This is a genomic window from Terriglobia bacterium, assembly GCA_020072785.1.
Classification (GTDB): Bacteria; Acidobacteriota; Terriglobia; order Acidiferrales; family UBA7541; genus Acidiferrum.
This window is the reverse complement of the sequence record JAIQGG010000004.1, coordinates 243,902-265,338: the sequence shown is the minus strand read 5'-3', so window position 1 is coordinate 265,338 and position 21,437 is coordinate 243,902. Positions and strand designations below refer to the sequence as shown.

Genomic DNA, 21,437 nt, shown 5'->3' with positions numbered 1-21,437 from the left:
TTTGTTGAGCCCCCACGGGAAGCCCCCACAAGAGAGAGTAGGCCAGGCAGGAAGACTCGGCAGGTGCTTCGTCAAAGCGATGTGCTCAATCTGTACCTTGATATGTGTGACCGCGAAGCGGTCAACGATAAGTGTGACCGCGAAGCGGTCAACGAAACAGGGTGAGCTGCGGGGGGGGCGATTCCAGCGGCTGGAGGCAATGCCCGGATGCGCCCGATTCCCTGGGCTTTGGGGGAAAACGCGGGAATCCGCTAGAATCTCCGGGCGCGGCATTGCCCAAGGGATCACGCTGGAGGCGGGCGGGGGAGCAGGATTTCGAGCCGGGCTCCGGGAGGAACTATGAAACGCAAAATTGTACTCTTGCTGGCGGTTTGCTTGCCTTTGCCCGCGCTGGGCCAGAAGCCGGTTGCGGTGGCGCCGGCGCAGGTGGCGCAGGAGGTGCGCGACTACCGCGTGAACAACGAAGCGCGGATCGTGCGGGAGTTGCGGGAGTTTCTGGCGATCCCGAACACCGCCTCGGACACCCCAAACATCCAGAGAAACGCGGCGCGGCTGATGGAAATGCTGGAGGCGCGGGGGATTGAGGCGCATCCGCTGTCCATTCCGGGGCGCGGGCCGGTGATCTTCGGGAAGCTTACGACGCCGGAAGCGACGCGCACGGTGATCTTTTACGCGCACTACGACGGGCAGCCGGTGGATGCGCAAGCGTGGACGGACGGGAAACCGTTTGAACCGGAGCTGCGGACAAAGGCCATCGAGGCCGGCGGAAAGCGGATTCCCTTCCCGGAGGGTACGGGGCCGAACGCGGCGCACTACAACGACGAGTGGCGAATCTATGCGCGATCGGCGTCGGACGACAAATCGCCGATCGTGGCGCTGCTGGCGGCGCTGGATGCGCTGCGGGCGAAGAGGATTGCGCTGGGTGTGAACCTGAAGGTGGTGCTGGACGGAGAGGAGGAGGACGGCTCGCCGAACCTGGAGCGGACGCTGCAAGCGCACCGCAACCTGCTGGCGGGCGATCTGCTGCTGGTTGCCGACGGACCGGTGGACCAGTCGGGGCTGCCGCTGATCGATTTCGGGAACCGCGGGGTGGTGGATGTGCAGGTGACGGTGTACGGGCCGGTACGGCCGCTGCACAGCGGGCATTACGGGAACTGGGCGCCGAATCCGGCGTTCCATCTGGCGCGGTTGCTGGCGTCGATGAAGGATGAAGACGGGCGGGTGCTGATTGAAGGCTTCTACGACGACGTGGTGCCGCTCAGCGCGCGGGAACAGCAAGCGCTGGCGGAGATGCCGGCGAACGACGCGGAGCTGATGCAGGAGCTGGAATTCGCCAAAGCGGAAGGCGGCGGGCAGAAGCTGGTGGAGCTGATCAACCAGCCGTCGCTGAATATCCGCGGGCTGCGCAGCGCGTATGTGGGAAAAGAGTCGCAGAACGTGGTGCCGGAAAAGGCCGAAGCCTCGCTGGACATGCGGCTGGTGAAGAACATCGACCCGCAAGTGCAGTTTGGGCGGCTGGTGGCGCACATCCGCAAGCAGGGATACTACGTGGTGGACCGCGAGCCGACGAAGGAGGAGCGGCTGAAGTATGCGCGGGTGGCGATGGTGACGACCAGCGGAGGCTATGCGGCAACGCGCACGCCGATGGACACGGCGGTGGCGCGGAAACTGGCGGAAGTGGTGGAGGGCGCGGCGGGAAAGACGGTGAAGATGCCGACGTCGGGCGGGAGCGTGCCGATGTACATCTTCGAGGAGCTGGGGCTGCCGGTGATTGGCGTGCCGATCGTGAACCACGACAACCGGCAGCACGCGGCGGATGAGAATCTGCGGCTGGGGAATTTGTGGCGGGGGATGGAGATTTACGGGGCGATACTGGCGGATGTGAGCTGGTAACCGGTGGTTGCGATGCGTGTCACTGGCCAGTGGGGGTTGAACGGTTAGACGGTTGAAGAGTTGAACTGTTCAACCGTTTTTTTTGCGCCGTCGGACGGGCACGACAATGTCGTACCCCTACGAGAGGACAGCGGAGGCAGTTACAGGGAAAGGAAATTTTTCAGGAGCTGCTTGCCGGATTCGGTGAGGACGGATTCGGGGTGGAACTGAACGCCTTCGATGGGGAATTTGCGGTGGCGGAGGCCCATGATGATGCCGTCCTTGGTTTCGGCGGAGATGTGCAGAACGCGCGGGAGGGATTTGCGCTCGACGATGAGGGAATGGTAGCGGGTGGCGGTGAAGGGATTGGGAAGGTTGCGGAAGATACCCTTGCCGTCGTGATAGATCTCGCTGGTTTTGCCGTGGAAGAGCTCGTGGGCGCGGACGATCTTCGCGCCAAAGGCCGCGCCGATGGCCTGATGGCCCAGGCAGACGCCGAGAATGGGCAGCTTGCCGGCCAGGCGCTGGATCAAGGGGATGGAGATGCCGGCCTGCTGCGGGGTGCAGGGGCCGGGCGAGATGACCACGCGTTCTAGCGTGAGGCGCGCGACCTGGTCGACGGAGATCTTGTCGTTGCGGCGGACTTCCACGTCGCAACCGAGCTCGCCAAGGTACTGGGCGAGGTTGTAGGTGAAGGAATCGTAGTTGTCGAGCAGCAGGATCATTGGCGTTTCATTCCGTGTTTCTTTGTTGCGCGCTTTCTGGCACGACGCTTGCCCGCTCCGGCTTTCTTCCCCCGGAAATCTTTCCTGCGCGGTTTCTCCGGTTGCAGGGGCGTGCGCAGGTGCGCGGCTTCGAGAGCGGCGATCAGGGCGCGGGCTTTGTTGACCGTCTCCTGATACTCGCCCGCGGGAGTGGAATCGGCGACGATGCCGCCGCCGGCCTGGACGTAGGCCGTGCCGCCCTTCATGACCATGGTGCGCAGAGCGATGCAGGAATCGAGATTGCCGGCGAAATCGAGATAAAGGATGCCGCCGGCGTAAATGCCGCGGCGGGTCTTTTCCATCTCCTCGATGATTTCCATGGCGCGGACCTTGGGTGCGCCGGAAACGGTGCCGGCGGGAAAGCAGGCCATGAGGGCGTCAAAGCAGTCGACATCGGGGCGGAGGCGGCCGCGCAGGCTGGAGACAAGATGCATGACGTGGGAGTAGCGCTCGACGCTGAGGAGCTTTTCGGGGCGCACGGTGCCGTAGTCGCAGACGCGGCCGAGGTCGTTGCGGCCGAGGTCCACGAGCATGATGTGCTCGGCGCGCTCCTTCTCGCTGGCGAGGAGATCGGCCTCGAGGCGCAAGTCTTCTTTTTCATCGCGGCCGCGGGGGCGCGTGCCGGCGATGGGACGGTAGAAAACATCGCGGCCCTGGACCTTGACGAGCATCTCGGGAGAGCTGCCGATGACGCTGACATCGTTGAGGCGCAGGTAGAAGAGATAGGGCGAAGGGTTGAGGGCGCGCAGCTCGCGGTAGACCTGGAAAGGGTCGGCGTGGGTCCGGGCGGAAAAGCGCTGGCTGAGAACGACTTGAAAGATATCGCCGGCGCGGATGTATTGCTTGGCGCGGCGGACGGCGGCGAGATATTCGCGGCGCTGGAAATTGGAGGTGACGCGGAGGGGGGCGCGCTTCGCGGAGGCCTGCGGCGCGGGAGGCAGCTCGGCGGCGGCGGGCTGCGCGAGGGTCTTGCGGGTGGCGGCGATTTCGCGGACGGCGGCGTCGTATTTGGAGCGCAGGTTGCCGGGGCCCTCGGTGAAGACGTTGCGGATGATCCACAGGCGGTGCTGGACGTGATCGAAGGCAACGAGGCCGAAGTAGAACATGAGCATGGCGTCGCTGAGGCCGATGTCGTCGCGGAGGCGGCGGGGCAGGCGCTCGATGAGGCGGACCATGTCGTAGGAAAAATGGCCGATGGCGCCGCCGACGAGCGGGGGCAGCCCCGGCACGCGCACGGGGCGGAAGCGCCGCATGCGCTCGCGGAGAAAAGCCACGGGATCACGCTCCTCCCAGACGAGGCGATCGCGGCTTTCGAGGACGCAGGCGCCGGCGACGTAGCGGAAGGTCTCTTCGGGGTGGGCGCCGACGAAGGTGTAGCGGGCGATCTTCTCGCCACCCTCGACGCTTTCCAGGAGAAAGGAGTAGCGCGCGCCCTGCGCCAGACGCATATGGGCGGCGACGGGAGTGAGCAGATCGGCGGAGAGCGTTTCATAGACCGGGACGAGATTGCCGTGCCTGGCGAGACGCTGAAATTCGGAAAAGCCCGGCTGGATCATGGCCGGCTCCGCAAAGGGGAGGCTTGTTCTTCGGCGCGCAGGGCGCGCAGGACGGCACGGCGCATGGGGGCTTCGGGGGCGGGGCGGCGAGTCCAGATCTCCCACTGGGCGATGCCCTGGGCGAGAAACATGTCCACACCGGACACGGTTGCGCAGCCGCGGCGCGCGGCCAGCTTCAGCAACTGGGTCTTCCCGGGACGGTAGATGAGATCCATGACAATCTTACAGTGTAACTCGGCGAGAGAAAGAGGGGAAATGCCGACGCGGGGGTGCATGCCAACGGGAGTGGAATTGAGGATGGCGTCGAAGAATTCGCTGCGCAGGGCGCGGCGCGGAAGGGCCTCTCCGCCGACGGCGCGAGCCAGCTCGCGGGCCTGCTTTTCGCGGCGGGCGCAGACGGCGACGACGGCGCCGGCGCGGGCGAGGGCGAAGGCCGCGGCCCGCGCCGAACCGCCGGCACCAAAGACGAGAACGCGGCTGCCGGGGAGTTGCAGGCGGGATTCGAGGGCGCGCAGCACGCCGACGTAATCGGTGTTGCAACCGAAGAGCGAACCATCGGCGCGGACGACCACAGTGTTCACGGCGCCGATTTCGGCGGCCAGGGGATCGCACTCCGCGAGGTGGCGGAGGATGGTTTGCTTGTGGGGAAGAGTGACGCTGAAGCCGCGGATGCCGAATTCCGGGAGGGCGCGGAGAAAGTCGGGCAGGTCCTTGACCAGGAAGGGGAGATAGACGGCGTCGATCTGGCGTTCCACGAAGCCGGTGTTGTGCAGAAGCGGGGAGAGCGAGTGGCCGACGGGGTCGCCGATGACGCCGTAGACGCGCGTGCGTGGGGTCAGGGCATGGGCGCGGTAGAGGTGGTGCAGGTCGTGGAGCGAGACCTGGCCCGGGGCCGTAGCGGCGGCGACGGGGGCATAGGCGAGGGCACTGCCTGCGCGCAGGGCGAGGATGCGCGCGGGGAGGCCGGCTTCGCCCATGGGCACGGCCACGACGTCGCGGCGGCCGGTGGCGAGGCGCAGGATGCGCCGGCTGTCGGCAATGGTGCAGGCCTGGGCGGCGATTTTGACGCCGTCGGCGGCAAAACGCCGGGCGAGGGTGAAAAGCGGGGCGAAGGACCTGGGCGTCGCGCGGAAATCGTGAAAGGAAAGGAGAATTTTTGCGGGGGCCAGGGCCCGCTGCAGGGTCTGCGGGGAGACCCTGCGCGCGGTTTCGATTTCGACGTCGCACCAGGAGCAGCCACTGCGCACGGCGGCGGACAGCGCGGCCAGCTCGGCGGCGGGTGAACCGGTGAAGCGTCCGCCGCCTGCGGTGCGGCGGCAGGTGGCCAGGAATGTGGCGGGGATGCGGCCGGTTCGCAGGCGTGCAAGGAAGGCGGCGCGCTCGGCAGCACTGTGCAGCCAGTCCAGGCGCAGCTCGACGGTGCGGGTGAGGCGCAGGGCGGAGTGCAACTGGCGGGTCATCTCGCGAGCCGTGGGGGCCGCCACGACCGCGCAGATGCGGTCCGCGCCGGTGGCCAAAAGAGTCCTTCCCTGTGGTTTGCGGGTCACGGTGGGCAAGACAGGGCTTTTACCATGCGGTATCCAACCTGTAAAGCCACCCCCGGCATTTTCTTGACGCTCCCCGGCAGCTTTGTTAGCGTGAAAAAGAAGAGTCCCCGCACGGCGATATTGCGCGACCGCAAAGCGGTCGATTCGTGCGGCTGGTTTTCCGAAGGAGTGTTTCGATGCGCATGAATGCTGCAGGATTGTGTTTCGCGATTTTGGCAGGGGCCGGCCTATGTGCGGCCCAGACGGAACCCGCGCCCACCCCCGGCGCACCGGCGGCGGTGGCAGCAGAGCCGGCAGCGGCACCGGCGGTTCACCAGCCGGACTATTCGACGGTGTATTGCTCGGGATTTGTGACGGACCAGCTTGTCCCCGAGGACATGCACGTCATCTCCGGGGAGCAATCGACCTACCAGACCACGTTCAGCTCCGGCGACTACGTGTATATCAACCGGGGAGGGAGCCAGGGAGTGAAGGCGGGGGACGAGTTCCTGGTGCTGCGCCGCAGCAAGGATCCCATGCCCCTGCCCTGGTTCAAGTGGCAGAAAAAGCTGATGCGCGCCATGGGCACGCCATATGAAGACCAAGGGCGGATCCAGGTAGTGCAGGTCAAAGAGAAGATTTCCATCGCCAAGGTGATCTTCTCCTGCGGCGCGATGCAGCGCGGCGATATCATCCGGCCCTTCGAAGCGCGGCCGGTGCCCACGTACAAAGAACCAGCAGCGTTTGATCATTTCGCGCCGAAGAGCGGCAAGGAAGTGGCCATGGTGGTGACGACGTCGACGTTCCAGCCGAGCGCCGGGCAGAACGACGTGGTGTATGTAAACCTCGGCAGCAACCAGGGCGTGAGAGTGGGCGAGTACTTCCGCGTGTTCCGGTACCAGGGCACGCGCAATGAGACAGTTCCCCAGGCGGAGAATTACCATTTCAAGCTCTACGGATTCGGAGGCACGCGCGAAGAATATGGCCCGGAGGATCTGCCCCGGGAGGTGCTTGGGGAGGGAATCGTCCTGAATGTGACGCGGAATTCCTCGGTGGTGCAGATCACCGAAGCGTCCAGCGAAATCTACGACGGGGACTACGTCGAAATCGAATAAGAGTCCGCTGAACCGGAAAGATTGAGGCAGGCCCGGACCCGCAAGGGTCCGGGCCTTTTGTTTTTCCGGGAAAGGATGCGGGACCGCGGGCGGGCCCTTTCAGGGCCGCGGCGGGCCTGCCCGGGATTCGGTGATGATCTCGCAGGTGAAGGCATAAAGCTGGGTCTCAGGATCCAGCCAGGCGCCGGGGGGCAGGCCAGCCTTGCGGCAGGTCTCCTCCAGGAAGCGCTCGCGGGTGAACCCATGCTCCGTGGCCACCTGCGGAAGGAGCAGGCCGCGGTGCGCAACGCGGCGCAGGAACAGGCCGTGGCGCCCGAGCTCGACCTCCTGGGGCAGGATGGGCTGGAGACGCGAGAGGAGAGAGAGTTCGATATGCAGATCGAAGAGCTCTTCCGCCCGGAGGGCTGGAAAGCGCGGATCGCTGAGGGCGGCGCCGACGGCGCAGCGCACGAGGCTGTCGCCGAGGGGTTCCAGGGGCTCGATGACGCCGATGCAGCCCTGCAAGCGGCCGCGGCAGTGCAGGGTGACGAAAATGCCGCGCGGCTCGGCGAGAATGCCAGGCCAGGGAGGAGTGTCGAGGAGTTGCGCTTCGCGCACGGCGGCCTCGATCGCACGGCGCGCCAGGGCCAGCAGCACTTGTTTCTCGGAATCAGAGAGTGGGGACATCCTGCGTTTTTTTGCGACGCTCGAGCAGATTGAGGGTGTGGCGCTGTTTGATGCGGTCGTCGAGCTGGCTCCAGAAGCGGAGGAAGTACTGGGCGGCGGAAACCAAGGCGCTGATGACCACCATCCAGAGCAAAACCACGCTCAGGGGCTTGAGAAAGAGATGGCGCGCGCCGAGGATGAGCGTGGCGCAGGCAAGAACCTGGAGGACCATCTTGGTCTTGCCGAGCAGCGAGGGGAGGATGGTGAAACCTTCCGCGGTGGCGATGTTGCGCAGGCCCAGGACGGTCAGCTCGCGGCCGATGATGATGACCACCATCCAGGCCTGCACGAGATGCATGTCCACGAGAGAGACAAAAGCGGCGCAGATGAGCAGCTTGTCCGCGACGGGATCGAGGAGAATGCCCAGGGTGGTCACTTCCAGGCGGCGGCGCGCGAAATAGCCGTCGGCCCAGTCGGTGGCTGCGGCCATCAGCAGGATGAGCACGCCCCAGACTTCAAAATGGACCTGGAGGCCCCACAGCACGAGGTTGGGGCTGCGTGTCAGCAGGACAACGATCAACAGCGGAACAAAGAAAATCCGCAAAAGTGTGAGCGAATTCGGAAGATTCATGAGTGTGCGGCCGGCGGAGGCGCCGCCCTGTGGACTCCACCAACTCGGGCCTCACTATAGACTTCGCGGAGGCCCGCGTCAACGCCTCGGAGGGCCGGAGAGGAGCCCGGGAGTGGGTACTAGAACAGCAACAGGAAGAACGCACGGAGGATTGCCGGTAGCTATACTCATGCGTAACATCTTGCTGCAAAGCTGTGCAAATTAGCGGTTGTTAATGGGCGGTTAAAGAGAAGCAGAGGCTTGCGGGACGACCTTTCCTAATGGGTTAAACAGTTGACAGGAAAGCAGGTTACAAGCATCCACGAAAGACCGGAAATAGGATCGCGGCGGCGGAAGGCAAATCCGAGGACATGGTCTTCTTGATTTCCACAAGGTTTTCCACATTAGCGGCCTGCGGCATACCCCGAAAAAGGCCTTATTTCTCCACGTGTTGCGGGGCACGGCGCAGGCGAAAACGAAAAGTTTACCCAGAAGGTACTCCTGCGGCGGCCTCAGACCGCGCGCGGCCCCCGCAATAAACGCACCGGCAGGAAGAGAATAGCGTGCAGCAAGGCGAAAACGCCGTGGACGGCAATGCCAAGGAGCCGGAGCGGCAGGGTCAGCAACCAGACGATGGGATAGAGGACGAGAGCCAGCAAGGCCAGAGGCCAGCACAGCACGAACAGGATGCACCACAGAAGAAAAGCTATCATCGCACCCTCCTGCAGGCGTGACCGTGGAACGGTCAACTCCAGGTGTGACCGCGAAGCGGTCAACTCTGCATGTTGTTACGCAGGCAAAGCGCCGGAAGTTCCGGAACGGAGGAAACTGGAAAGGCGCAGGCGGCGCGCAACGGAAACCGGCACTTCGGCCCGAAGATTCATATGTGCATCTTCGACTTCAGAATGGAGCACCTTGCCAAGGGCGTGAATCAGCGCCAGGGTGCGGCCTTCGGACATGGGCAGGCGCAGCGCCAGGGTCACCACGGGATCGATGGGCAGAGCCATGTCCATGCGGCGCAGCAGCTCGTCGAGGCCCTGGCCGGTTTTCGCGGAAACCAGCACGGGGCCACCCTCATGGATGCCCGCGTAGGGATGTCGGAGGGGAGCGATCTGTTCAGGAGTGAGCAGATCGATTTTGTTGAAGACGCGCAGGCGGGGGCGGTCGGCGACGCCGAGTTCCTGGAGGACTTTGTCCACTTCGTCGTCCAGTTCGGCATGATGGGGATTGGAGACGTCGCTGACCTGAACGATCAGCGCGGCTTCCTGAACCTCTTCGAGGGTGGCGCGGAAGGCGTTCAGCAGGCCCTTGGGAAGATCGCGGATGAAACCGACGGTGTCAGAGACCAGGACGCGGCGGTTGGAGGGCAGGCGAATGGCGCGGATGGTGGGGTCCAGGGTGGCGAACATGCGCGAGGAGACGAGGACCTCGGCGCGGCTGAGAGCGTTGAAGAGGGTGGACTTGCCGGCATTGGTGTAGCCGACCATGGCGATGGTGCCGAGGGGCACGGCCTGGCGGGCTTCGCGGCGCAGGGTGCGCTGCTTGCGAATCTGGTCAATGCCCTTCTGAATCTTCTGGACGCGTTCGCGGATACGGCGGCGGTCGGTCTCCAACTTCTTTTCGCCGGGCCCGCGGACACCGATGCGGCCTGCGGCGCCGCCGCCCTTGCCGCCGAGGCGAGACATCGAAGCACCGCGGCCGGTGAGCCGGGGGAGCAGGTAGTTGAGCTGAGCCAACTCGACCTGCAACTGGCCTTCACGGCTGCGCGCATGACGGGCAAAGATGTCCAGGATGAGCTGGGTGCGGTCGATGACGCGGCACTCGGTGACGCTCTCGATATTGCGCTGCTGGATGGGGGAAAGATTGCGGTCGAAAATGATCAGCGGGACATCGCGGGCCACGGCTTCCGCACGGATCTCTTCGAGCTTGCCTTTGCCGACCAGCGTGGCCGGGTCGGCGGAGTCGCGCATCTGGAAGATAGTGCCGGCGATTTCGGCGCCAGCGCTGCGCGCCAGCTCGACGAGCTCGGCCAGGGATTCGCGCTCGGGTTCGCCCGCAGGCATCCCCGGAAAGCGCGGGGAACGCTTCCAGCCGACACCAATCAGCAAAGCGCGTTCCGAACTCATCGTATCGTAGTGAGTTTTCATCGTCCCGGGAGTCGTGCCGTCATCGTGCGACCGCGGATGCTCGAGGCGGGGAGATCTCCATCGTTGCTATGTGTGACCGCGAAGCGGTCAATTTCTATTATACGCTGACGCGCTCGGCGCCGTTAAGGATTGAGATTCTTCGGGTGTGGGCAGGAGTTCGGGCCCTCAGGAGGATGGGTGGCTTGGCTGGGGGGAAGAAATGCCGCGGGCGGCGAGGCGGCGGAGGGATTCTTCCTGGACGCGGGGGGCGTCGCCGAAGCCCTCGATCCAGGCGATCTCGGGATCCCTGCGGAACCAGGTCATCTGGCGCTTGGCGTAGCGGCGGGTGGCCTGGGCGATGGCCGCTTGGGCCTCGGCGAGGGACAACTGGCCGCGCAGGTGCGCGCGCAGTTCGCGATAGCCGATGAAGTCGAAGGGCTTGGCGTCCTCGGGCAGGCCCGCGGCGACCAGATGGCGGACCTCGTCGAGCCAGCCGGCCGCGAGCATGGATTCAAGACGCACCTGAATGCGGGCATAGAGCGCATCGCGGGGCGGAGAGAGGCCGAGCTTCACGGCGCGCCAGCCGGCGAGCGGCGCGCGCCCGGCACGATGCACTTCGGAGAGGGGGCGGCGGGCGAGCAGGCAGATTTCCAGGGCGCGGATGATTTTCTGCACGTCGGTGGGGGCGATGCGCGGCGCTCCCGCGGGGTCCAGGCGCTGGAGAAGGCGATGGAGATGGCCCGGGGGATGGGCCGCGGCACTCTGGCGCAGGCGCGCGCGCAGCTCTTCCGAGCGCTGCGGAACATCGGCGAGGCCTTCGAGGAGCGCGCGCAGGTAGAGGCCGGTGCCGACGGTGAAAATGGGAAGACGGGCGCGGCGGCGCAGATCGTCGAGGACGGCGAGGGCGTGCTGGCGGTAGCCGCCGGCGCTGGCCGTTTCGTGGGGATCGAGAATGCCCAGCAGATGATGGGGAACGCCGCGGCGCTCGGCGAGCGAAGGCTTGGCGGTGCCAATGTCGAAGCCGCGGTAGAGCTGCGTGGAATCGCAAGCCACGACTTCCCCGCGGAGGCGTTCGGCGAGCCATACGGCCAGAGCCGACTTGCCCGAGGCGGTCGGGCCGACGAGGACGACGAGCGGCGCGCCAAGGGGCGCGACAAGCGGCGAGGAGGCGTCCGGCTCGGTCATGATCCCAGCTTCAACGGAACAGCAGATGACGCGAGCGCACGAGCAGAACAATCAGCACAAGAAGGCCGATGAGAAAAGTGCCGAGAATCTGCTGGCGCTGGAGTTTCACTGGGCGTAATCAATGGGCAGATTGTACAGGAAGATGAAGCGCAACTCGATGTAGGGCCCGCTGAAAGCCGGAGGAAGGGGCTCGAAGGGGCTGGAGGTGCGAATGGCGGAGACAGCCGCGCGGTCGAGCGGCTCCTTGCCGGAGGTGTCGACCAGGGCGGGCTCGCCGGCGGGCACGGCGCCCTGGCGCAGGATCTTGAATTGCAGAATGACGCGGCCGCGGTCGCCCAGGCGCGCGGACTCCGGAATCACCGAATACCAGTTGCGGCGGACGCTGGCGAGAACACGGGCGAGATAGTTGCTGAAGTCCACGCCTTCGGTGGGGGTCAGCATCTCGATGCCATTGCTCATCAGGCCCTGGCTGGGGCCTCCGCCGCCAGGAGCGCCGCGGCTGCCGGGCAAGGGCCCGCTGATGGCGGCGCTGCGGCCGGAACTGCGCGCGGCTTCCTTGGCGGATTCCTCGATGGCCCGGCCCGGAGAAAGCTTGGGCAGGACCAGGCCGCGCGAAGGCTGCGGCTGGTCGGGCAGCTCCAGCTTGAGCGGAGGCCGCGGCTGATCGGATTTCGGCGGGGCGGGCTGCGGCGGGGCGACGCTGGGCTGCGCCGTGGGCGCATTTGGCAAATTCTTGATGACGCGCTCCGGCTCCGGCGGACCGGGCAGGGGCTGCGGCTCGGGCGGAGCAATACGGCGGAGGATGCGCGGGTCAATGTGCAGTTTATCGCTGCGGGGTTCCGCGGGTTGCGTCACCCGGGGAGGATTGCGCAAGCCCGGGGGCAGGAAGACGTAGCTGAGCTGGCGGCGGGCAATCTCCGTCTCCTCCTGGGAGCGATCGCGGCGCGAAAACTGGGGCATGTAGATCAAGGCCAGGATGATCAGGGCGTGAATCAGGCCCGAGGAGATACGCACCAGGAGTTCCGACTTGGCGGCCTTCTCCTTCTGCTCGCTGGCCAGCAGCTGGATTTCGCCGGTGGTCAGAATGTCGGGGTCGACGAGATCGAGGGGAACATGCTCGATGGGCTGCAAAATCGCGGGAGGCCTGGCGCCGGAGGGGACGGCGACGCGCTCGTCCATGTCGGTGGGAATGAGCGGAGCGGAAGATTGCACTTCGGATTGGAAGAGCTCCCAGTTGACGTCGCGGGGCACGAGGGTGCGCGCGGCGATGGATTCGAGCGGCAGCGAAGCCGGAATATTGGTGCGGCCATCGAGGGTCACGATGGGCAGGGCGGGGGGAATCAGGGCGCGCTCGTCCATGGAAGAGGGACGGCGGCGGGCTCCATCCGCCGCGGGATCGGCGGCGGGGGGACGGGCATCGATGGGAACAAGAATGCGGGGGATCATCGGGTCGTGTGCATGTCCGGGGGCATGCCTGGAGGCATTCCATGGAGCGCACCCAGTTGGACGCGGGCGGCATGCTCCTGGATGCTTGCCATGACGCGGACAGCGAGTTCCAGCGCGGCGCGGCCGGCGGCGCCGCTAACGCGCGGCACACGGCGGGTGCGCACGGAGCCGAGGAAGTCGAGGAGTTCGGCGCGCAGGGGCTCGAGGGGTTCGGCGGCCAGCTTTTCGAAAGCAAATTCGGGCTGCGGGCCGGGGCGGGCCACGCGGACGCGCAGGGCGTCGCGGCGGGCGTAGTCCAGCGAAACATATTCGTGCTGCTGGAAGAAGCGCATCTTGCGCACGCGCTCGGTGGAAACGCGGCTGGCAGTGACGTTGGCCACGGCGCCACCGGCAAATTCGATGCGGGCGTGGGCGATGTCCACTTTGTCGGTGAGCACGGGGATGCCCACGGCTTTGACTTCGGCGACCGGCTCGCCGACCAGGGCGAGAAGGATGTCCAGATCGTGGATCATGACGTCGTAGATGACGTCCACATCGAGGCTGCGCGGGGTGAAGACGCCGAGGCGGTGCACTTCGAAAAAAAGCGGACGGTTGAGAATGGGCACGACGGCAGTGACGGCGGGGTTGAAACGCTCGAGGTGGCCCACCTGGAGGATGCGCGCGCCGCGCTGGGCGGCGGCGAGAAGCGCGTCGGCTTCGGAGAGCGAGGCGGCCATGGGCTTTTCGACGAGGAGATCGAGGCCCATGTCGAGAAGGCGCACGCCGACGGCGAAATGGTCCACAGTGGGGACGGCCAGGCTGACGGCATCCACGCGCCCCGGCAATTCGTCCACGCTGGCGAGTGGGACGCCGCCGAACTGCGCGGCGACCTGCGCGGCGCGCGCGGGGTCGCGATCGACGATGGCCACCAGCTCGGCGCCCTCCAGCTCGCGGTAGACACGGGCGTGGTTGCGGCCGAATTCCCCGGCACCCACGACCGCGACACGAATCTTTTTATCGTTCATGAACGAGTTTCGCCCATCTTAGTACTTGCCCCGGAACCCGGTTTAAGTTCCCCGGCGCTCGCCGGGGGGACCGCCTGGATGGCAATGCCCGCGGCGTCGGCCGCGGCGATCAATTGAGAGCGGTCAAAGAGAAGAGTCTTGTGCGCATCCACGACCAGCGCCGTGGCCCCGGACTGGCGCATCTGTTCGATGGTGGGCAGGCCGATAACGGGTACATCGAAACGCATGTCCTGGCCGGGCTTGCTGACTTTGACGACGACCAGGGGCTGGCCCGCAGTGAGACGCGCGGCGCGGGCGATGGTTTCGTCCGTGCCTTCCATGGCTTCGACGGCGACGCAGGCGCAGTCCGATACGACGACGGTCTGGCCGATGTCCATGGCGGCGATCTGGCGGGCGACGCTCAGGCCATAGGCGATGTCCGCGGCTTCGCGCTCGCCGGGGGCGCGGCGGGTGAGCACGCCGGGCTCGGGCACGAGGGGCTTGAGGAAGGCGGTGGAGTCCACGAGGCGGATGCCTTCATCTTCGAGAACGCGGGCGACGGCGCCGATGAGGGCGTCGGTGTTTTTGCGCGGGAGGGAGAAGAGCAGCTTGGCCAGGCGCCAGTCGGGGCGGATGGAGCTGAAAATTTTGTTGTGCTTGACCTGGCCGGCCATCACCGCCTGCTTGACGCCTTCCTTCTGCAACAACTCGATGGCCTTGCTGAGCTCGCCGAGGCTGACCCAGTGCAAGCGCCTGGCGATCGTGGCGAGCTCCGGCGAGGCTTCTTCCTTGATCGCAAGGACAGTCATCTCGATGCCCTGGCTGCGCGCGCCCTCCAGGACCAGAAACGGGAAGCGGCCGTTGCCGGCGATCAGGCCCCAGCCGGAGGCGGAGGCAACGGGGTTGGAAGGAGAGCTCATGGCGGCGCGCCTATTTCACGATGCCGCGCTCGGCGGCTTCGATGAAGCGGACCAGCTCGTCCACGTCGGGGGAGCCGGCGAACTGGGAACGCATTTCGGCGAGAGCTTGCGAGGTGTTGAGTTTGGAGTGCAGAAGCAAGCGGAAGGCGCGCTTGAGGGCCGCGATACGCGGGGCGTCGAAGCCCTTGCGCTCGAGGCCGATGGCGTTGACGCCGTAGGATTTGGTTTCGCGTTCGGTGACCACGCGGGAGAAGGGCGGGACGTCCTGGGTGATGACGGTGCAGGCGCCGATGTAGGCGTAGCGGCCGATGCGGCAAAACTGGTGCACGGGGGAGAAGGCGCCGAGAGTGGCGAAATCTTCCACGGTCACGTGTCCGGCGAGCGTGGCGCCGTTGACGAAGAGCGTATGGTCGCCCACGTGGCAATCGTGTCCGACGTGCGAGTAAGCCAAGAAGAAGTTGCCGCTGCCGAGGGTGGTGATGCCGCCGCCTTTTTGGGTGCCGCGGCTAATGGTGACGTATTCGCGGAAAATGTTGCCGTCCCCGACGACCAGCTCGGTGTGTTCGCCGTGAAAGGTGATGTCCTGGGGATCGCCGCCGACCGAGCAGAAGGGATGAAAAACGTTGTCCTTGCCGATGCGCGCGGGGCCCTGCACGACGGCGTGCGAGTGCAGGACGCAGCCGGGGCCGAGCTCGACGTGCTCGCCGACGACGGCGAAGGCGGCGACGCGCACGCCCGGAGCGAGGCGGGCGCTGGCGGCGATGACGGCATGCGGATGGATGCCGGTGCTGCTCATTTGGAGGGGGCTTCTGCCGCGGGAGGCGGATCGCGGTCCACGGTCTTGCACATGAGGATGGCTTCGGCGGCCAGTTCGCCGCCGACCATGGCCGTGGCCTCGAGCTTGCAGAAATTGCCGCGCCAGGAGAGCACCTTCACTTCCATGCGCAACTGGTCGCCGGGGACCACGGGGCGGCGGAAGCGCGCGCCATCCACGGCGACGAAGTAGATCAACTTCTTCTCGCGGTCGGGGACCTCCTGGAGGAGGAGGAAGCCGCCGGTCTGGGCCATGGCCTCGATGATGAGCACGCCGGGCATGATGGGCTTGCCGGGAAAATGGCCGGTGAAGTGGGGCTCGTTGAAGGTGACGTTTTTGATGCCGACGATGCGCTTGAGGCGCTCCATCTCGAGGATGCCGTCCACCAACAAGAACGGATAGCGGTGCGGCAGTATCTTCTGGATTTCGTTGATGTCGAAAATCATTCCGGCTCCCTGGCGCTCTCCGGCGGCCGCCCGGCGGCTTCCCGCGGTGCGCCGCCGTACCCCCGGCGCAAAACGTTTATTATATGCGACGCCTGCCCCGGCGGGAAACGAGGATCGCGGCCGGGAAGGGGTTTGCGGGGTTTGCCAGGCGGGCGGTGGATTGCTAGCATACGCGGACAATGAGCGAAACGACTCTGGCGAAAGGACTGTTGCAGGGGCTGCGGGCGAGCCTGCCGGCGATGACCGAGACGCTGCGGCGGCTGGTGCTGGCCGAATCGCCCAGCCTGGAAAAGAGTCCCGCGGACCGCTGCTGCCGGCTGCTGGCCGGAGAATGGCGGCGGCGCGGGGCCCGCGTGGAGATCCTGCGGGAGAAGCAGCGCGGGGATCATCTGCGCGTCACCTGGCAGCCCGCGAGGGGCGGCAAACCCCGCGGACAGCTCCTGGTGCTGGGGCATTACGACACGGTGTATGCCTCGGGAACGCTGCGGACGATGCCCTTCCGGGTGCGCGGAGGCAAGGCGTACGGGCCGGGGACGTTCGACATGAAGGGCGGAATCGTGCAGGCGCTGTATGCGCTGGAGGCGCTGCAGAAGGCGCCGGCGGAGCTGCGCAAGCGCATCGTGTTCCTGTGGACGTCCGACGAGGAGATCGGCAGCGAAACGTCGCGGAAGACGATCGAGCAGGAGGCGCGGAGGAGCGACGCGGTGCTGGTGCTGGAGCCGTCGTTCGGGCCGCAGGGCCTGCTGAAGACGGCGCGCAAGGGAGTGGGCGAGGCGGAACTGATCGTGCATGGGCGGGCGTCGCATGCGGGGCTGGCACCGCAGGAGGGCGTGAACGCGGTGCACGAGCTGGCGCGGCAGATCGCGCGGCTGGAGCAGTGGAACGATCTGCGGCGCGGGATCACGGTAAACGCGGATATCGTGGAGGGCGGGACGCGCGTGAACGTGATCGCCGAAAGAGCGCGCGCGGCGCTGGACCTGCGCGCGCTGACGATCGCCGACATGCGCAAGGTGGAGCAGCGGCTGCACGCGCTGCGGCCGGAACTGCCGGGCGCGCGGATCGAGGTGCGCGGGGGATTCCAACGCGCGCCGCTGGAGCGCACGGTGAGCGCGGGGCTGTACGCGCAAGCGCGGAAGCTGGCGCGAGAGATGGGCCTGGCGCTGGGAGAATGCACAGCGGGAGGCGGCTCGGACGGGAACCTCACCGGGGCGCTGGGCGTGCCCACGCTGGACGGGCTGGGAGCGGTGGGCGACGGGGCGCACAGCGGGAACGAGCACGTAGTGCTGCGGCGGATGCCGGAGCGCGCGGCGCTGCTGGCGGCGCTGCTGGCGACGGCGTAGAAGCACAGTTCGTGCGCAGAATTCCCTAGAAACAAAGATAGCCGGCTCCCGGCCAGGCCGGGATAAATTCCGCGCGCCGCGACAAACTCAGGAAAAATCAGGGGATGTAGGTCTTGCGGAGATAGGCGACGGTGGATTCCATGAGGTCGCCGTAATCGCCGCGGATAACTTCCCGCAGGGCGGGCGCGGCAGGGCTGCCGGCGGCGAGGCGATCGAGGATGCGGGTGACATCGCCCATGCCGCCCGTCTGCACGATGTATTCGACGTTGGCGAGCGACCAGGCGTAAGCATACTGCGCGGCATCGCCATTCAGGCGCATCCAGGGACCTTCAAGCGAACTGAGCTGGGCAAACTGCTGGGCGTCATAGATGCGCACGAGTTCCGGGGCATTTTCTCCGCTGCGCAATCCCTCCATCCACTGGGCCAACCCTTCATTCAGCCAGGTGGGGCAGCGCCGGTCCGTTTTCTGATTCAGGAAGCTGTGGGTCAGCTCGTGCTTGAGCACACGGGAGAGCTCCGGAGAGACGGTGGTAAGGCCCTGCACGGGGACGCGGATGCGGCCGTCGTTGAGGGCGCCGACCCAGCCGGGAGCGCGGGTGATATCGGCAAAGGCCTCCTGGGTGTAGAGGACGACGCCGATGGGCTCGGGAGGGGTGAAATCGAGTTCGGAGGAGATGGCGGAAAAATGGGCTTCGAGAGTGTGCAGGACCTCGCGGGCGAGGGCGGGCTCGGCGCTACCGCTGTAACGCAGTGTGAAGTGAGCGCTCTCGTTTTCCTTGTAGGTCGCTTCCTCTTCCTTGTCGCGCAGAGCCTTGTCGAGCGCGGCCTGCACATCGGGATCGCGGCGAAGCGCGAGAGAGCGCTTCCACTCGGCGATGGCCTCGTCCAGCTTGTTCAAGCCATACCAGGCCCAACCGGCAAGCTTGGGGACTTCGGGAGAATCGGGAGCCACGCGACTGGCGCGCCGCAGGTATTCGAGAGACTGGCGGTACTCGCTGCGGCGGAGGTGAAGATTGGCGACGTTAAGCAACAAGCCGGGCTGTTCGGGGGCGAAGGAAAGCGCGGTACGCTCATCGTCGAGGGCGTGCTCGAGATCGCCGCGACCGAGTTCGAACTGCGCGGCCACGTGATGGGCCATGGCCGCGTGCTCGGCGGCTTCGGGGCGGCCGCGGCGGGCCTCGGCCTCGAGTTTGGCAATGAATTCGCGGTCCACCGAACCGTCATGCACGGCGGAGCGGGTGATGTCCCCGGCGAGATCGGGGTCGCCGAGAATGACGGGCGGCGGGGCAATGCCCAACGGCAGCGAGGGCGCCGGCGGCCCGGATGCGCCGCGCTCGACGTGGTCCACGATAGAGAGCGGGAGAGTCAGGAGGCCGGCGGAGGTTTCGTAGCTGACCTTGTCCTTTTCTTCAACGACGACGCTGGCTACGATGCGGCGGCCGTTTTTCAGGACAATGGTGTCCGCGCGGAGGGGCGCGGAGGCAAGCAGCGCCGCGGCGAGGAGGGAAAGCCCGAGGCGATGTGCGGCGCGGCCCATTTTTTAATTATACCGCCGGGCGATGCCGCGGGGCACCGTGCTTGCCGGACAATGACGAAAGTTGCTACAGTCGCGGCTATGAAGGCCCGAGCGCTGGGCGTGGGCTTTGCCGCCCTTTTCTTTCTTGGTGGGCCCGCCGGGGCGCAAACTTCTCCGGGTTCTCCGCGGGAGATCTACGAGGCGCTGAACCGCGTGCGGGTGGATGAGCAAGCGGTCTATCCAGTGCAGCACCTGGAGCTGCGCCGCGGCGACGTGCGCCTGGCCTTCGACGAAGGCACGCTGGCCTTCCTGACCCCCTGCAACGGACACATCACCGGCGCGGTCTTCTCCGGGCGCGGCCACGCGCTGGCCGCGCCGCGGGACCCGGTGGAAAAGCAGCAGCTGGCGCGGTTTCTGGGAAGGCCGGTGCTGGACGAGGAGTTCCGCACGGCCTACCTGCGCTTCACCGATGAAACGGCGGAAGAGCTGCAGAAACAACTGCGCGAAACCCGGGCAGCGGCGGCGGAAAACCGCGAGTACGCGGCGCAGTGGAACACTATCGCCGGCCCGATGAACCCGCCGCACGCACTGCGCATCCTGGCGGACTGGATCGCGGAGGAGCCGCGGCCGTACTTCTACGCGGCGCTGGAAGGGCTGCGCACGGGCGCTTTCGAGGTCGTGCTGGATGCGCGCCGCGAGGAAACGCTGACCATGGGGCAGATGCATGCGGCGGACGGCGCGAACCTGTATGACGTCTGGGCGGCGTACCGGCCGGGCGGCAACGCGCCACCCGCTCCGGCCTTTCGCGCGCTGCGCTATGCCATCGAGACCGCGGTCCTGCCGGATCACTCGCTGGAGGGAACGGCGACGATTGCGGTGCGCGCGGAGCGCGGCGGGGAACGCCTGCTGGCCTTCGAACTTTCCCGGAATCTGGCGGCGGAATCGGTGAGCGGAGCCGGCGGCGAGGAGCTGGACTTTTTCCAGAACGAGGGGCTGAACAAGCAGGAGCGCAGCCAGCGGGGCAACGACGCGCTGTACGTGGCGCTGCCGCGGGCGGCGCGGCGCGGGGAAGAATTTGCGCTGCGGGTGCGGTACCGCGGCCGGGTCATCAGCGACGCGGGCAACGGCGTGCTGTATGTGGGGGAGCGCGGAAGCTGGTATCCGCACCTGGGCGGGGCGGACAGCTTCGCGGACTACGAATTGACGCTGCGCTGGCCGCGGCGGCTGCGCCTGGTGGCCACGGGGACAAAGCTCGAAGAACACGAGGAGGGTGAATTCCGGGTGGGCCGCTGGCGCACGGAAAAGCCAGTTTCCGTGGCGGGCTTCAATCTGGGGGAGTACGCCTCGACGTCGCTGGACAGCGGCGCGTATGCCGTAGAGGTATACGCAAACCGGCAACTCGAAGAGGCGCTGCGCAAACGGCTGGCGGCGCCGGACAGCGCGCCGGACAACGCGCCGGGCGCGACGGTGCGGGGTGCGCGGCCCTTCGGCGTCCCGCCCAGCGCGCGGATGGAACTTCCAGCAGCCGCTCCGAACCCCGCGGACATGCTGCGCCAACTGGCCCGGGAGATCAGCTCGTCCATACATTTCTATGAGAGCTACAGCGGGCCGTTTCCCTACCGGCAACTGCAGGTTTCGCAGATTCCCGGAACGTTCGGGCAGGGCTGGCCGGGGCTGCTGTACATTTCGACGTTTTCTTTTTTGCCCGCGGAAGCGCAGCAGCGCGCGGGGCTGAGCACGGCCGCGCAGGAGCATTTCACGGAGCTGGTGCCGTTTCATGAAGTGGCGCACCAGTGGTGGGGCAACGTGGTGGGCTGGCAGAGCTACCGGGACCAGTGGGTGACCGAGGCCATTGCCAACTATCTGGCGCTGCTCTTCGCCGACAGCCAGAAGAAGCCGGAGCGCACGCTGCGCGACTGGCTGGAGCGCTACCGCAAGCAGCTGCTCACGAAAAGCGAGGGCGCGGAGGCGCCGCCGGCGGAGATCGGCCCGCTGACGCTGGGCAGCCGGCTGAACTCGTCGAAATCGCCCGCGGGATTCGACCAGGTGGTGTACGGCAAAGGCACGTGGGTGATGCACATGCTGCGCATGCAGCTGCGCCAGCCGGGGAGCCGGAATCCGGACGCGCGGTTCGAGGCGCTGCTGCGCACGCTGGCGACGAAGTACGCCAACCGGGCGCTGTCCACGGGCGATCTGCAGCGCGAAGTGGAGGCGGTGATGACACCGGCAATGGCCGTGGAGGGCGGGCGGTCCATGGACTGGTTCTTCGAGGAGTGGGTGCGCGGGGTGGGGATTCCGCACTACCGGGTGAAGTATAGCGTGAAGAGCGGAGAAGACGGCGGGTACGTGGTGCGCGGGAAGCTGCAGCAGACGGGCGTGCCGCGAGGATTTGTGACACCGGTGCCGCTCTATGCCAGCACGGGCGGGGGACGCAGCGTGGCGCTGGGGACGGTGGTGGCGTCAGGCGAGGAGACCAGCTTCCGGTTCACGACGCCCAGCGCGCCGCGGAAGATTTTGATCGATCCGCAGATGACGCTGCTGTGCGTGGCGGAATGAGCGCGGCAAGCAAAGAG

Annotated in this window: 18 protein-coding genes; 4 read left to right on the top strand and 14 right to left on the bottom strand. The window is 66.4% G+C overall.

Annotated elements, in window-relative coordinates; genetic code table 11:
• The first annotated feature begins 339 nt into the window (after positions 1-339).
• Complete coding sequence (locus LAN61_12665) at positions 340-1,893, top strand: M20/M25/M40 family metallo-hydrolase (GenBank protein MBZ5541360.1); 1,554 nt, start codon at positions 340-342, stop codon at positions 1,891-1,893.
• 140 nt (positions 1,894-2,033) lie between these two features.
• Here the strand turns inward: LAN61_12665 and LAN61_12660 are convergent, their stop codons facing one another.
• The 3 genes from LAN61_12660 to aroE are packed head-to-tail and all read right to left on the bottom strand — an operon-like array spanning position 2,034 to position 5,709.
• On the bottom strand, positions 2,034-2,597 hold the full coding sequence (locus tag LAN61_12660; GenBank protein MBZ5541359.1) for an aminodeoxychorismate/anthranilate synthase component II: 564 nt from the start codon (positions 2,595-2,597) through the stop codon (positions 2,034-2,036).
• Positions 2,594-4,192, bottom strand: coding sequence for an anthranilate synthase component I (gene trpE, locus LAN61_12655; protein MBZ5541358.1), 1,599 nt, complete (start codon positions 4,190-4,192; stop codon positions 2,594-2,596). Before trpE ends, LAN61_12660 begins: the two co-directional genes overlap by 4 nt.
• Entirely contained in the window at positions 4,189-5,709 is a 1,521-nt protein-coding gene (aroE, locus tag LAN61_12650) for a shikimate dehydrogenase (protein MBZ5541357.1), read from the bottom strand. The genes trpE and aroE overlap by 4 nt, the downstream gene beginning before the upstream one ends.
• Positions 5,710-5,921: 212 nt before the next feature.
• Here aroE and LAN61_12645 point away from each other — a divergent pair, with 212 nt between their 5' ends.
• Positions 5,922-6,833 carry a hypothetical protein gene (locus LAN61_12645; GenBank protein MBZ5541356.1) on the top strand — a complete coding sequence of 304 codons (912 nt, stop codon included), beginning with the start codon at positions 5,922-5,924 and terminating at the stop codon, positions 6,831-6,833.
• Between the two features lie 99 nt (positions 6,834-6,932).
• Here the strand turns inward: LAN61_12645 and amrA are convergent, their stop codons facing one another.
• From amrA to fabZ, 10 genes are all read right to left on the bottom strand, one after another.
• On the bottom strand, positions 6,933-7,499 hold the full coding sequence (gene amrA, locus LAN61_12640) for an AmmeMemoRadiSam system protein A (GenBank protein ID MBZ5541355.1): 567 nt from the start codon (positions 7,497-7,499) through the stop codon (positions 6,933-6,935).
• Positions 7,483-8,109, bottom strand: coding sequence for a CDP-diacylglycerol--glycerol-3-phosphate 3-phosphatidyltransferase (gene pgsA / locus LAN61_12635; GenBank protein ID MBZ5541354.1), 627 nt, complete (start codon positions 8,107-8,109; stop codon positions 7,483-7,485). The genes amrA and pgsA overlap by 17 nt, the downstream gene beginning before the upstream one ends.
• Positions 8,110-8,600: 491 nt before the next feature.
• On the bottom strand, positions 8,601-8,801 hold the full coding sequence (locus tag LAN61_12630; protein MBZ5541353.1) for a hypothetical protein: 201 nt from the start codon (positions 8,799-8,801) through the stop codon (positions 8,601-8,603).
• A gap of 75 nt (positions 8,802-8,876) precedes the next feature.
• On the bottom strand, positions 8,877-10,214 hold the full coding sequence (gene hflX, locus LAN61_12625; protein ID MBZ5541352.1) for a GTPase HflX: 1,338 nt from the start codon (positions 10,212-10,214) through the stop codon (positions 8,877-8,879).
• A gap of 186 nt (positions 10,215-10,400) precedes the next feature.
• A complete protein-coding gene (miaA, locus tag LAN61_12620) occupies positions 10,401-11,399 on the bottom strand; it encodes a tRNA (adenosine(37)-N6)-dimethylallyltransferase MiaA (protein MBZ5541351.1) in 999 nt (332 codons plus the stop codon).
• 105 nt (positions 11,400-11,504) lie between these two features.
• Positions 11,505-12,845, bottom strand: a complete 1,341-nt coding sequence (locus tag LAN61_12615; protein MBZ5541350.1) for a TonB family protein — start codon at positions 12,843-12,845, stop codon at positions 11,505-11,507.
• Positions 12,842-13,849, bottom strand: coding sequence for a Gfo/Idh/MocA family oxidoreductase (locus LAN61_12610; GenBank protein ID MBZ5541349.1), 1,008 nt, complete (start codon positions 13,847-13,849; stop codon positions 12,842-12,844). The genes LAN61_12615 and LAN61_12610 overlap by 4 nt, the downstream gene beginning before the upstream one ends.
• Complete coding sequence (lpxI, locus tag LAN61_12605; GenBank protein ID MBZ5541348.1) at positions 13,846-14,748, bottom strand: UDP-2,3-diacylglucosamine diphosphatase LpxI; 903 nt, start codon at positions 14,746-14,748, stop codon at positions 13,846-13,848. Before lpxI ends, LAN61_12610 begins: the two co-directional genes overlap by 4 nt.
• Before the next feature lie 10 nt (positions 14,749-14,758).
• Entirely contained in the window at positions 14,759-15,544 is a 786-nt protein-coding gene (lpxA, locus tag LAN61_12600; GenBank protein MBZ5541347.1) for an acyl-ACP--UDP-N-acetylglucosamine O-acyltransferase, read from the bottom strand.
• Positions 15,541-16,008, bottom strand: a complete 468-nt coding sequence (fabZ, locus tag LAN61_12595; protein ID MBZ5541346.1) for a 3-hydroxyacyl-ACP dehydratase FabZ — start codon at positions 16,006-16,008, stop codon at positions 15,541-15,543. Before fabZ ends, lpxA begins: the two co-directional genes overlap by 4 nt.
• A gap of 179 nt (positions 16,009-16,187) precedes the next feature.
• On the opposite strand from fabZ, the gene LAN61_12590 reads away from it, so the two are divergent.
• On the top strand, positions 16,188-17,348 hold the full coding sequence (locus LAN61_12590; protein MBZ5541345.1) for a M20 family metallopeptidase: 1,161 nt from the start codon (positions 16,188-16,190) through the stop codon (positions 17,346-17,348).
• 97 nt (positions 17,349-17,445) lie between these two features.
• Here the strand turns inward: LAN61_12590 and LAN61_12585 are convergent, their stop codons facing one another.
• On the bottom strand, positions 17,446-18,885 hold the full coding sequence (locus LAN61_12585; protein MBZ5541344.1) for a hypothetical protein: 1,440 nt from the start codon (positions 18,883-18,885) through the stop codon (positions 17,446-17,448).
• Between the two features lie 78 nt (positions 18,886-18,963).
• Here LAN61_12585 and LAN61_12580 point away from each other — a divergent pair, with 78 nt between their 5' ends.
• Positions 18,964-21,420: a hypothetical protein gene (locus tag LAN61_12580; protein ID MBZ5541343.1), complete on the top strand. Its 2,457-nt coding sequence runs from the start codon at positions 18,964-18,966 to the stop codon at positions 21,418-21,420.
• Positions 21,421-21,437 lie beyond the last annotated feature (17 nt).

Bases quoted from the DNA above. Each gene is read 5' to 3' on its own strand.
- LAN61_12665 (MBZ5541360.1), top strand. From the start codon at position 340: ATGAAACGCAAAATTGTACTCTTGCTGGCGGTTTGCTTGCCTTTGCCC.
- LAN61_12660 (MBZ5541359.1), bottom strand. From the start codon at position 2,597: ATGATCCTGCTGCTCGACAACTACGATTCCTTCACCTACAACCTCGCC.
- trpE (MBZ5541358.1), bottom strand. From the start codon at position 4,192: ATGATCCAGCCGGGCTTTTCCGAATTTCAGCGTCTCGCCAGGCACGGC.
- LAN61_12645 (MBZ5541356.1), top strand. From the start codon at position 5,922: ATGAATGCTGCAGGATTGTGTTTCGCGATTTTGGCAGGGGCCGGCCTA.
- amrA (MBZ5541355.1), bottom strand. From the start codon at position 7,499: ATGTCCCCACTCTCTGATTCCGAGAAACAAGTGCTGCTGGCCCTGGCG.
- pgsA (MBZ5541354.1), bottom strand. From the start codon at position 8,109: ATGAATCTTCCGAATTCGCTCACACTTTTGCGGATTTTCTTTGTTCCG.
- LAN61_12630 (MBZ5541353.1), bottom strand. From the start codon at position 8,801: ATGATAGCTTTTCTTCTGTGGTGCATCCTGTTCGTGCTGTGCTGGCCT.
- hflX (MBZ5541352.1), bottom strand. From the start codon at position 10,214: ATGAGTTCGGAACGCGCTTTGCTGATTGGTGTCGGCTGGAAGCGTTCC.
- miaA (MBZ5541351.1), bottom strand. From the start codon at position 11,399: ATGACCGAGCCGGACGCCTCCTCGCCGCTTGTCGCGCCCCTTGGCGCG.
- LAN61_12615 (MBZ5541350.1), bottom strand. From the start codon at position 12,845: ATGATCCCCCGCATTCTTGTTCCCATCGATGCCCGTCCCCCCGCCGCC.
- LAN61_12610 (MBZ5541349.1), bottom strand. From the start codon at position 13,849: ATGAACGATAAAAAGATTCGTGTCGCGGTCGTGGGTGCCGGGGAATTC.
- lpxI (MBZ5541348.1), bottom strand. From the start codon at position 14,748: ATGAGCTCTCCTTCCAACCCCGTTGCCTCCGCCTCCGGCTGGGGCCTG.
- lpxA (MBZ5541347.1), bottom strand. From the start codon at position 15,544: ATGAGCAGCACCGGCATCCATCCGCATGCCGTCATCGCCGCCAGCGCC.
- fabZ (MBZ5541346.1), bottom strand. From the start codon at position 16,008: ATGATTTTCGACATCAACGAAATCCAGAAGATACTGCCGCACCGCTAT.
- LAN61_12590 (MBZ5541345.1), top strand. From the start codon at position 16,188: ATGAGCGAAACGACTCTGGCGAAAGGACTGTTGCAGGGGCTGCGGGCG.
- LAN61_12585 (MBZ5541344.1), bottom strand. From the start codon at position 18,885: ATGGGCCGCGCCGCACATCGCCTCGGGCTTTCCCTCCTCGCCGCGGCG.
- LAN61_12580 (MBZ5541343.1), top strand. From the start codon at position 18,964: ATGAAGGCCCGAGCGCTGGGCGTGGGCTTTGCCGCCCTTTTCTTTCTT.